This window comes from uncultured Meiothermus sp., from assembly GCF_937863175.1.
GTDB lineage: Bacteria > Deinococcota > Deinococci > Deinococcales > Thermaceae > Meiothermus.
The window spans coordinates 1-11332 of record NZ_CALMCQ010000231.1; the positions used below are offsets into that span (position 1 = coordinate 1).

Here is an 11332-nt window from a genome sequence, read left to right on the forward strand (position 1 = left end):
CTGGGTAGGGCGGCGGCCGGTGATTCCCGAGAAGCCACATAGCCGAGGATTTGGTAGGAGATTCGCATGATCCAGCCCAAATTCCATCGCGGCATCGGCGACCTGAGTGAGCGTGCGCTGGCCTTCTGGCTGCTGGTTCCGGCGGCTTTGTTGCTTGGCTCGGTGGCACTGTACCCGGTGGCACGCCTGATATATACCAGCCTTTTTCAGCGCCGCCTGACCGATGAAACCGGCAACAATCCGGTCTTTATTGGCTTTGCCAACTTTGCCCAGGCACTGGCCGATGAGCGTTTCTGGACGGCCCTGTGGAACACCATGCTGGTTGTGCTGGTCACGGTGCCGGGAGCGCTGGTGGTGGGGCTTTTGCTGGCCTTGCTGGCCAACCTGCCCTTCCGTGTCAGGTGGCCGGTTCGACTCGGCTTGTTGCTGCCCTGGGCCCTACCGCTGGTGTTTGCCGGGCTGATTTTTAGATGGTTCTTCGACAGCCAGTACGGTGTGGTCAACGATGTGATTGTACGTCTGGGAGGCGAACGGTTGCTCTGGGTGACCACACCTGAGCTTTTATTCTGGGCCATTTGCGTCACGATCATCTGGAAGACCAGTTCCTTTGTGGCCCTCATTCTGCTGGCGGGCTTACAGGTGATCCCCAGGGAGCTCTACGAATCGGCGGAGGTGGATGGCGCCAACCGCTGGCAGAGTTTCTGGCGCATCACCCTGCCTCTGCTGATGCCAGCTATCCTGGTGGCCGCGATTTTTCGCACCATCACAGCCTTCCAAACCTTTGATATTCCCTTTGCCATGCAGAACGGGGGCAACTCCTTCGAGACCATGGCGATGTATGTACGCACCATGAGCATCGAGAACCTGAACTTTGGGTATGGTTCGGCGCTGGCGGTGCTGATGTTCCTGATTAGCCTGGTGGTCACCCTGGTCTACCTGCGCTACGTGAGGGGAACCGATGACTAGGCTGGGAACCCCTGTCCCCATGCTCACCGGCTCCCCCTCTCAATCTGGGAGGGCCGTATGAAGTTTGATAATCCCCGGATATGGCTCTGGATCGCAGCGGGCATCGTGGTGATCAACGGATTTTTCCCGGCGGTCTGGATTCTACTCACCTCGTTCAAAACCGAGGGCGAGCTGACCCGCATCCCCATCACCTGGCTGCCGGACCGTCCGACCCTGCAAAACTATGTGCAGGCTTTTACCAGTGCCCCGATTGGACGCTATTTCTTCAATAGTCTGGTGGTTGCAATTGGGGCTACGCTGCTGTGCGTGCTGGTATCGGCACTGGCGGCCTATGCGCTGGCCCGCTTGCGCATCCCCTACAAGACCCTGATCTTTTCCTTGCTGGTGGGGGTTTCGATGTTCCCCACCGTAACCTTGCTGCTGCCTTTGTTCGAGATGGTGCTGGCTTTGGGGCTGCGGAACAACTATATCGCCCTGATCCTGCCCCACGCAGCGCTCTCGATTCCGGTTGCAACGCTGGTGCTGGTAAGCTTTTTTCAGAGCATCCCTAAAGATCTGGAATCGGCTGCGATGGTGGATGGATGTTCACGCCTGGGAGCGCTGTGGCGCATCGTGGTGCCCCTCTCGGCGCCGGGGGTATTTACCGCCAGCATCCTGGCTTTTGTCAACAGTTGGGACGAGTTTCTGCTGGCCCTGACCCTGTTGCCCTCACAGGCCATGCGCACTCTGCCGGTGGGCATCAACTTTCTGCAAGGCGAGTTTAGTTTTCCCTGGCCCCTCATTTCTGCTGCGCTGGTTGTAGCCTTGGTGCCGCTGGCTCTTGTCATCGCCATCTTCCAGGAGCGGGTGGTGGGGGGTTTGACCCAAGGAGGGGTGAAGGGCTGATAGCGTAGCCCGTAGCGAGAAGAGTTGCGGGGCATTTGCTATAAGCTATCGGCAATGAGTTTATGTTACGAATCGGTCTAGTTCCCATTGTGCGGCCCCTGTTCCGAGGGTCACGGTTTGGCCTCGAGCACACCTCCCGCCAGGCCTTAGAAGCCCTGGGCAGCCAGTGGGGCTTCGAAGTGGCTTATGTCTGTGAACCGGTGGCCGATACCGCCCAGGCCGAAGCCGCCGCCCGCGCAGCCCTGGCAGCCAACCTGGATTTGCTGCTGGTGCAGCATGTAACCTTTGCTACCGGCGATGTGTTTTTGCCGCTGTTGCAACTCCCCATTCCGGTGGGATTGTGGGCCTTGCCCGAGGTGTGGGATGGCGGGCCGCTGCCCCAAAACGCGATTTGCGGGCTCAACCTGGGGGTTTCCCTCGCCGAGAAACCGACCAAGTGGTTCTACGGTGCGGTGGAGGATGGATGGCTTCAGACCCGCTTGAAATTAACCCTCGAGGCGCTGTGCGGGGCCAAGGTGTTACGTCGGGGGCGAGTGTTGTGGTTGGGGGGTCATGCCCCTGGATTTTTTGCCTTCAGTGCTTTACCCGAGACGGGCCTCACCGTCGAGAAAGCCGAACTTGCCGAGTTATGGGAGGCATTGTCGGCTGTGCCAGAGGTGGAGGTAGCCGAGGAGGCCGCAGCTTTCCGCGAACTTTCCGAGTATCCGGTAGAGCAGTTGCGCGAGACCTTTCGACTTGAACGGGCCCTGACCCGACTGGCCCAGGGTTACGATGGTGTGGCCATCCGCGAATGGCCGGAAATTCCGGACAAGACCGGTGTGATGGCCTACTCGGCGATGGCCCGACTGGCCGATCAGGGCTATGCGCTGGCCCCCGAGGGCGATGTGATGGGGCTGGCCGGAATGCTGGCTTTGCGGGCTATTTCGGGCCAACCTGCCATTTTGCTGGATATCTCGCACTTTTCCGCCCGGGGGATGATGCTCTGGCACGGAGGCGAGGCCCCCCTCGCCTGGGCGGGTGGCCCCACCCGGCTGGTTCCGCACTTCAACCGCAATTTGCCCGCAGTGCGCGACATGCCCTTGAAGGCAGGGCCCATCAGCGGCCTGCGGCTGCTGCCAGGGAGCAGGGCGGTAGTACACGGCGGGGTGCTGAGTGGCGAGAAGGGCTACGACGGGGACTCGAGCTGGCTCACCCAAGCTAGTTGGGCCGGCCAGAAGCTAACCCCACGGCAGTTTTTGGCAAGCTGGCTCAACCACCGCATTCCACACCACATGGCCGTCGGGATGGGGCAGCACGAAGAGGCGCTACTGGAGATGTGTGCCTGGCTGGGGTTGGAGGTGTTGCCCGCGAATACCGAGGAGAACCGGCTGGTATGGTGAATTGGGTCTGCGGTCTCGCACCAAAGATTGTAGAGGGTTTTTGCGATCAGCTATGGGCCACTGACTGTTGACCATAGACCATCGGCTATGGACTCCTGGCTATCTGAGATGGAGATACTTAAGGTATGACCAAAATCCTCACCCTGGGCTGGGCCTGCCTCGATCAGCGCTACCATGTCGAGCAATTCCCCCCCACCCACAGCCGCACCGGGGTTCAGACTTACCGCGAAGCCATTGGCGGCCCTGCGGCAGTAGCCGCCATAGCGCTGGCTCGCCTGGGTGCCGAGGCCCATCTCGTTAGCCGCCGGGGGGACGATGCGGCGGGGGAGCGCTTGCGGCAGATGCTCGAGGCCGAGCGGGTCAAAACCCATTTCCAGACTGGTTCCGCTACGCCGGTCTCGGCGGTGCTGGTCACGCCAGAGGGCGAGCGTTATATCTTTCCCTACCGGCCCGAGTTGCCCGACGAGCTGGTGTTGAATGTGGAGCCACTGCTCAACAATGCCGATGCTCTCCTGCTGGATGGACGCTGGGCCTCGGCGGGCTATAGCCTGGGGCAGGCCGCGCGGGAGCGTGGAATACCAGTCATTCTCGACCTGGATCGAGACCGCGACGATGACTGGAGGCTGATCCAGGTCTCTACGCACGTGGTGGCCTCGGAAGAACTGGCGCTAAAAAAAGGAGGGGTAGACCAGCTCCTGGCCCGATTGCAGGCGCTGGACGTATTTGCTGCCGTGACGCTGGGAGCTGACGGGGTAGCTTTCGCGGACGGTCACGTTGCGGCCCACAAGGTACATGTGCGGGATACCACCGGTGCGGGGGATGTCTTCCACGGAGCCTTCGCGCTGGCGATTGCCGAAGACAAGAAGGAAGTGCAGGCGCTCGAGTTCGCCGCCGCCGTGGCGGCCCTGCATTGTTCGAATGCTACGCTCCCACGCCTGGCCGAGGTACAGGCCTTCCTGGCCTCGAGGGGGACTCACTTCTGAGGTACTGCACCATGGGCTACATTGACGAACTGCGAAAACGGGTGGGTTCAGGCCCCCTGATCATGGTGGGAGCGGGTGTTATGCTGCTGGACGGGCAAAACCGTGTGCTGCTGCAACACCGCACCGACTCCCACGACTGGGCCACCCCAGGGGGTGCGTGTGAACTGGGCGAGAGCCTCGAGCAGACCGCCCGGCGCGAGCTGCTGGAAGAAACCGGCCTGACCATAGTACAACTGCGGCTTTTCACGGTGCTGTCTGGCCCCGAGTACTACTATCGCTACCCCAACGGCGACGAGGTCTACAACGTGAGCGCTATGTTCGTGGGCCGCTACGCGGGTGAGGCGATCCGCCCCCTGCCCGAAGAAACCAAGGATGTGCAGTTTTTTGCCCTTGACCGGCTACCGCCCTTGATGGGGCCGGTGAATCGGCGTGCGCTGGAACTGCTTAAAGAGGCGTTAGCTCGAGGTGAGCTTTGACTCCGCGCTCCCCTTCTTGTGTTGTGGGGGTAGGGACGCCTACTCCCGCATCAGCCGGTAGTGAATGCCCGGAGCATTGACCCGGATCAGGTGCAATACCGGCCCGGCCCCGGTCATCTCGAAGTAGGCCTCGAACACCTCGGTCTGGTTGTTGAAGCGGTGGGTCAGGTTCATCCGCCAGTCGTTCGGGGTAAGTCGGCCCTGGTATTTTTGGGAGTAAAACTGCTGTGACCCCACAAAGCCGCTGGCGCCGGCGTGGGTGGAGGCGTAGGTTCCATCGCGGTTGAAGGTGAAACTGTGGACGCTGCTCACCGCGTTCATGCCTGCATAAGCGCCGGTGATGGAGTTGTAGTACTGGCCTGCGACGGAACTGCTCTCTTGCCACTTGCCGATCAGGTCGGCGGCCTTGACCGCAAACTTGTTGTAGCCGGTCATTTTGCCCACCGCTTCGATGTTGGGAAACTCCCTCTGGAAAGCCGCAAAGCTGGGGGCCACTACCTGGATGGCATAGCCCAGGCCTTTGTCAAATCCAATGTAGAGGGCCACGTGCTTTCGGGCGCCGGTTGCAATCTCGGTGGCGCTGCCCTCGCCAAAGTAGAGGCAGAAATAGCAGGTGCCGTTTTTGAAGACCTTGAGTTCGTCCACCCGGTAGCGGGGCGCCACCAGTCGGTTCCAGTAGTGGTTGACCCGCTCCTGCTCGTTGCCCATAACCCACATGTTTTCGGGCAGCGGCATGCCGTAGTGAAGCAGAACCACCACCTCGCCTCTGGCAACCCGCACGAAGCCGTTCTCGATGGTGGATACCCAGCCGTCGTTGAAACGGGTGGTGGGGGTAGCGATGGTGCGGGCGTTGGCCGCTACATTTGCGGGGGGACGGGCCACGTTGACCGGAGGGGCCTGGGCAGCCCTGGGCTTGCTCAGCTTGAGGGAGCTGTTGAAGCGGTCGAACAGGTCGAATAGTTTTTCGTCGGTGGTGATGTAGAGGATGCTGGCCACACGCCCGTTGCCGGTAAAGGTCGAGAGCAGCACCACATAGTCGAGCCCATCCTGCGAAACTGCTATGCCACCCGCCAGGTTCTGATAGTCGCCGTTGGGTGGCCCCATCTCGGTGGTGGGTTCGCCAGAGAGGCCCAGGCCCTCTTCCACCAGGCGCTTCCACTCTCCCTGGAAGTTTTGCTGGGGGTTGTTGCCAGCGGGCACGCTGGCATACAGCACAATCGAACCAAACGACTCCCTGGTTTGCAGCGACAGCATTACTCCGCCTTGCAAGTTGCTTTTCTTCCAACCCTGGGGCGGGGTGTAGTTGAAGATGTCAAAGCTCTCGGCCAGGGCACCTCCCCAGAAAAACCCCATTAGCAAAATTGCGCCAGCCAGGCTGCGAAACAGTTTCATCGGGACACCTCCTTACGGTCTGCTGTCAGCCTACAGGCCAGGGCATGACTGAAGCATGACTGGAACCAGGGGCGGCCTGGCTCTTTGGAGGGTCTCTAAAACCAAGGTAAAAAACACCTGCTCTGGTGTACACTCTGACCCATAGCGATGGGCTGCAAGTTGCGGCGTGGCGAGGTTGAACTCCCGAATTGGCATAGTGTTCCGCAAATGCGTTTTAATCACTAGTTAGGAGTAACTACATGACCAGTCACTCGCATCTAGATCAACTGGCCGGAAAGCTGTTTCAAGTCTACTCGCGGACTGAATATGCACTGAAGGCAGCAGGTTACAACCACGGAGATGGGGCAGCAGAAGCCAATTGGAGAAAATTCGCCCATGCTGTTGAAGGTCTAATAGCCAACCCAACAACTCAGGAGCTAAGAGAGGCCATTGATTTCTTCTTCAATGCACCGCCCAAAAAGCAGGTCATAGTAGGCGGCATCATTCAGTGGGAGGTTTCAGAACCTGAAACCAACTCCCGGGCAGACAGGCTTCTTATTTATGTCCGTCGTGTACGCAACAATCTCTTTCACGGTGGCAAATTCAACGGGCGTTGGTTTGATCCTGAGCGTAGTGAGCCGCTACTCCGTCACAGCCTCACCATTCTCTCTGCCTGCGTAGAGTCTATACCCGTCGTACGTGAGGCTTACCATGGGTAGCGCGCCCAACAGACTGTTCCAGCGAACCGTCAGAAGGTTTAGCTTTTTGCCGCCAGGCTCAGGGGCCCAACCAGTTCGCAATTTTTCGGACAGAAATGACAGGTATCTGGAGAGATGGGATTTGCTCGGTTTGTAGGGTGCGGAACGCACCACACTCTCAAGGGCCGAACCAGTTTGTAAACACATACCCCATGCACTCCACCGCAAACCCTTTTTTTGAGGAGCCTTACTGGAAGAGGCTCGAGGTGCAGCGATGTTGCTGGAATGGTGCGGCGAAGTGGGCCGCACCCTACAGGCTGTTGTGAAACCATTTCAAGTTAGATCTCCCAGCCCGTTTGCCTCGAGTAACTCCCTGACCAGCACCTTTTCCCCGCGCTTCACCGATTCCTCCGCTGCGACCCCAACCACCACACTCCAGAAGCCCTCCTCGGGGGTGGCAGCAGTGGTGGGCTGGCCGTCCATGGCCTCGATCCAGCGCAGGTGTTCGTAGTAGGTAGCGCCGTTATGGCCGGTATTCTCGATGGCCTCGGGGTAACTGGGGGTCGTGACGCGGGAGGTTTTTTCGGGAGTACAGATCACTTCCAGGTAGCTGCCCCACTGGGAGTGGGCCTGTCCATTGAACCCCTCGCTGGCCTTAAGGCGGCCTTCGTCGCCGCACAGCACGAGTTCCTCGTAGACCATCGGCGAGAACATGCACAGGTTGAAGTTGGCCCGGATGCCGTTGGCATACTCCACGATCACAAAAGCGTTGTCCAGGATGTCGGATTTCTCGCCGCCATACTCAAAGCTCTTGAAGTTTACCGCCTGGCTGCCGCTGGCATACACGTTCAGTGGACGCGACCCGGCAAACAGGTTGAACAGGTCGAAGTAGTGGCAGCACTTCTCCACCAGCGTCCCGCCCGAGTATTTGGAGAACTTGTTCCACTGCTTTACCTTGTCCAGAAAAGGCTCGCGGTGCTCGAGGATGGTGATGGTCTTAATCTCGCCCAGGCTTTTGCGCTCCCTGGCTTCGTGGATGGCCTCCACATAGATGGGCTTGTAGCGGTACTGGAGGCCAATCTGCAATACCCTGGAGTAGTTTTGCGCCATCTGCCAGATTTCGTAGGCGTCGCGCAGGTTGGTTGCCATGGGCTTTTCCAGCAGGATGTGCTTGCCGGACTGAACCGCCGCCTTCAGCACGTCCAGGTGGGTGAAGTTTGGGGTGCAGATAATCAGCCCATCCACTGCCGGATCGTTGCAGGCGGCCTCGAGGGTTTCGTAGGCCATCAGAGGCTCGCTGGTAAACTGGGCCTTGAGGTGCCTGGCAGCCTCTACGCTGCTGGGGTTGGGGTCGTAGACCCCGTGGATGGTGCAGCGGCCTTCCAGCATCGTTACCTGGATGTGCTCCTGCCCATTCACCCCCACCCCAATCACATTAAAGCGGTACTTGAGGGAGCCGGGGTTCATCAGGAAGCGGTCTTCCTGTGGCACATAGGCAAACTTCGGTACAAGCGCATGGAGGCGGTTGGCAAATTCCTTGTTGCGTTTCATAGTTTTTAGATTATAAATCTAAAATTGCCGGGTGAATAGTTGTGCAGCGTGTGGTGGAATGCCAGGTATAAAAACGCGCACTGGGAGCAGCAGAACTGGCGAGAGTCGCGTTACAATCTGAACACGGAGGAATCCATGCCCTACATCCTTGCCCTCGACCAGGGAACCACCAGCAGCCGGGCCATTGTGTTTGACCTGGAGGGTCAGCCCCAGGCCATGGCCCAGCAGGAGTTCATGCAGCACTTTCCCCAGCCGGGCTGGGTCGAGCACGATCCCATGGAAATCTGGCGATCACAGCTCCAGGTGGCCCGCGAGGCCATCCAGCGGGCCGGGGTGCAGCCAGCCGAGATCGTGGCTATCGGGATTACCAACCAGCGCGAGACCACCGTGCTGTGGGAACGGGCTACCGGCAGGCCGGTACACCGGGCCATCGTCTGGCAAGACCGCCGCACCGCCTCCATCTGCGACGAGTTGCGCAAAGGGGGATATGAAGGCGTGTTTCGGCAAAAAACCGGGCTGGTGCTGGACGCCTACTTTTCCGGAACCAAGATAAAGTGGCTGCTGGACAATGTGCCAGGGCTGCGGGAGCGGGCCGGCAAAGGCGAGCTGTGCTTTGGCACCATGGATAGCTGGCTGATCTTCAACCTGACCGGCGGCCAGGTGCACGCTACCGATGTATCCAATGCCTCGCGCACCCTGATGTTTAACCTCCATACCCTGCACTGGGACGAGCATTTGTTGGGAGTTTTAAGCATCCCCAGGGCGGTGCTGCCGGAAGTATTGCCCTCAGCAAGCATCTACGGCGAGACCGTGCCCGAGTTGTTTGGGGCCGCAATCCCCATTGCAGGGGTAGCGGGCGACCAGCAGGCGGCCTTGTTTGGACAGGCCTGTTTCACCCCCGGCATGGCCAAAAACACCTATGGCACCGGGTGTTTCATGCTGATGAACACCGGCCAGGGACTGGTGGCCTCCCAGCACGGTCTTTTGACCACCATAGCCTGGCAACTGGAGGGGGAGAGGGCCGAGTATGCCCTGGAAGGCTCGGTGTTTATTGCCGGGGCCGTGGTGCAGTGGCTGCGGGATGGCCTGGGCATTATTCGAAACTCGAGCGAGGTGGAAAACCTGGCCTCCAGGGTTGCGAGCACCGATGGGGTGTATCTGGTTCCGGCTTTTGTGGGGCTGGGTGCGCCTTACTGGGATGCCTATGCCCGTGGAACTCTAATCGGCCTGACCCGTGGCACCACCGCAGCCCATATTGCCAGGGCGGCCCTGGAGGCCATTGCCTACCAGAGCCGGGATCTGCTCGAGGCCATGGAGGCCGACTCGAGGCTGCAACTTTCCGAGTTGCGGGTGGATGGCGGCGCCACCATCAATAACCTGCTGATGCAGTTCCAGTCGGATATCCTGGGCACCCCGGTGGTGCGGCCCCAGGTGACCGAGACCACTGCGCTGGGGGCCGCTTATCTGGCGGGAGTGGGGGTAGGGATGCTCACCCAGGAGCAGATCGCCGAGCGCTGGGCTGTACAGAAGCGCTTTGAGCCCATCATGCCAACACAAGAGCGGCAACGGCTCTATAGCGGCTGGAAAAGGGCCGTGGAGCGAGCCCGGAACTGGGTGGGGGACGATCCCCTTCGGGACGGAACAGAGTCCGTGCACCAGAGGGACGATCCCCTTCGGGACGGAGCATAGTCCGTGCACCAGGGGGACGATCCCCAGGCTCCGTATACCCGGATATCTGTCTTTCATACCCCCGTCACGCCAGGATGTTAGGATTGTGGGCGGAGGTAGCATTATGGATTTTAGAGAACTGGCCAACAAAGCCCGCGAGGCTGCGGAAAATACACTCAAGCAGGCCGAGGCCAAATTTAATGAAGTTAAGGCCAACCTCGACAAGGACGGCGATGGGGTGCCCGATCAGCTCGAGGGGGTAATGAACCAGGCCAAACAAGCCGCCGAACAGGCCCGAACCAAGTTCGATGAGCTCAAAGCCAACCTGGACAAAGACGGCGACGGTATTCCCGACCAGCTTAAGAACCTGGGCGAGCAAGCCCAGCAGGCTGCCGAGCAAGCCAGGGCCAGGGCCGAAGAACTGGCCAAGGCTGCCCAGGATCGTCTGGGCAAGAAGAGCTAAGTGCTTCCCGCACCTATCTTGGGGGATAGGCGAGTCAACGATCGCTCGGGAATTGTGCCCAGTACGGAGCTACATCAAAAAAGCCATTTGTGCATCTTACCTGGGCGCAATCTAGGTCTGGGTGTAGCCGGGACTCGGGGGCTCTAGCCCTCGAGTTTTGCTTTAGCGCTGCACCGTCAAGGTAGCCCCGTTGATGGGCAGGCTTACCTGGAGGACATCGTTTGGCCCGCCGCTGGTGGTCAGGAGGGTGATCTTCAGGCCGTAGGTGAGCGAGGTAGGCTCGGGCTGCACCGTAGATGGGCTGGTGCAGGCGCTAAAGACCAAGACCAGCAGGCCCACCGCCAGCCAGGCGAAACGTCGGCGTCTGGAGATTTGCCCACCGGCGATCAGCCCCAATCCCAGCGCGCCCGCGCCTAGGCCCGCCGCCAGAGCGCTCAGGGAACCCAGATGTACCTGGTCGTTCAGATCGTAGGCTACCAGGAAAGTTCCTTGCCGCTCCTCCGGCGACCCGACTCCCAGGCTCAGGCCGGGGAGCTCTAGGATGCCGTCATCGCTGCCGAAGACCAAGACCTCGAGCAGCGGGTCGCCCGCGTCCACCACGCCGTTGTTGTTGGTGTCCGCATAGAGCCGCACAGCGTTGATGTCCTTGGCGTCGTGGCCGGTGCCGGAGGCTTTGAGGAAGATACGATTTACGTAGATCGAGGGCTTGGTATCGCCGTCGAAGATAGCTGGAAACTCGGTCTTGTTGGTGAGGGTGAACTGCAAGACTGGCAGGTTCGACTGCCCCTTGCCCACGTTGCGGGAGGCAGGGTTGGCACTCCCGGCCCCGACCTCGAGGATGTTTTGCGGGAAGATGTTGGCATCATAACCAGCCGAATTGTTGGCTGGGTTG

General features: G+C 60.0%; 11 protein-coding genes. 8 read left to right on the forward strand and 3 right to left on the reverse strand.

The genetic code is table 11. The features are described from left to right. The first annotated feature begins 66 nt into the window (after nt 1–66). From Q0288_RS08770 to Q0288_RS08790, 5 genes are all read left to right on the forward strand, one after another. On the forward strand, nt 67–966 hold the full coding sequence (locus Q0288_RS08770; protein ID WP_299429515.1) for a carbohydrate ABC transporter permease: 900 nt from the start codon (nt 67–69) through the stop codon (nt 964–966). Nucleotides 967–1023: 57 nt separating this feature from the next. Beyond that, nucleotides 1024–1851: a carbohydrate ABC transporter permease gene (locus Q0288_RS08775; protein ID WP_299429516.1), complete on the forward strand. Its 828-nt coding sequence runs from the start codon at nt 1024–1026 to the stop codon at nt 1849–1851. Nucleotides 1852–1913: 62 nt separating this feature from the next. After that, nucleotides 1914–3230: a fucose isomerase gene (locus Q0288_RS08780; RefSeq protein WP_299429517.1), complete on the forward strand. Its 1317-nt coding sequence runs from the start codon at nt 1914–1916 to the stop codon at nt 3228–3230. A 125-nt stretch (nt 3231–3355) separates the two neighbouring features. Beyond that, the gene (locus Q0288_RS08785; RefSeq protein WP_299429518.1) at nt 3356–4213 is read left to right on the forward strand and encodes a PfkB family carbohydrate kinase; all 858 of its coding nucleotides are present in this window, start codon (nt 3356–3358) and stop codon (nt 4211–4213) included. Nucleotides 4214–4224: 11 nt separating this feature from the next. Next, nucleotides 4225–4689 carry an NUDIX hydrolase gene (locus Q0288_RS08790; RefSeq protein ID WP_299429520.1) on the forward strand — a complete coding sequence of 155 codons (465 nt, stop codon included), beginning with the start codon at nt 4225–4227 and terminating at the stop codon, nt 4687–4689. Nucleotides 4690–4728: 39 nt separating this feature from the next. On the opposite strand, the gene Q0288_RS08795 is transcribed toward Q0288_RS08790, so the two are convergent. Beyond that, on the reverse strand, nt 4729–6081 hold the full coding sequence (locus Q0288_RS08795) for a hypothetical protein (protein ID WP_299429521.1): 1353 nt from the start codon (nt 6079–6081) through the stop codon (nt 4729–4731). A 239-nt stretch (nt 6082–6320) separates the two neighbouring features. Here Q0288_RS08795 and Q0288_RS08800 point away from each other — a divergent pair, with 239 nt between their 5' ends. Further along, entirely contained in the window at nt 6321–6779 is a 459-nt protein-coding gene (locus tag Q0288_RS08800; protein ID WP_299429523.1) for a hypothetical protein, read from the forward strand. Nucleotides 6780–7091: 312 nt separating this feature from the next. Here Q0288_RS08800 and Q0288_RS08805 read toward each other — a convergent pair whose 3' ends face one another. Next, nucleotides 7092–8309, reverse strand: coding sequence for a Gfo/Idh/MocA family oxidoreductase (locus Q0288_RS08805; protein WP_299429525.1), 1218 nt, complete (start codon nt 8307–8309; stop codon nt 7092–7094). Between the two features lie 135 nt (nt 8310–8444). Between Q0288_RS08805 and glpK the strand changes: the two genes are divergently transcribed. Beyond that, nucleotides 8445–9998 carry a glycerol kinase GlpK gene (gene glpK / locus Q0288_RS08810; protein WP_299429527.1) on the forward strand — a complete coding sequence of 518 codons (1554 nt, stop codon included), beginning with the start codon at nt 8445–8447 and terminating at the stop codon, nt 9996–9998. 103 nt (nt 9999–10101) lie between these two features. Next, nucleotides 10102–10440, forward strand: a complete 339-nt coding sequence (locus Q0288_RS08815) for a dolichyl-phosphate-mannose-protein mannosyltransferase (RefSeq protein WP_299429529.1) — start codon at nt 10102–10104, stop codon at nt 10438–10440. A gap of 162 nt (nt 10441–10602) precedes the next feature. Here the strand turns inward: Q0288_RS08815 and Q0288_RS08820 are convergent. Further along, nucleotides 10603–11332, reverse strand: a 730-nt coding sequence (locus Q0288_RS08820; RefSeq protein WP_299429531.1) for a hypothetical protein, incomplete at its 5' end; no start/stop codon positions are given.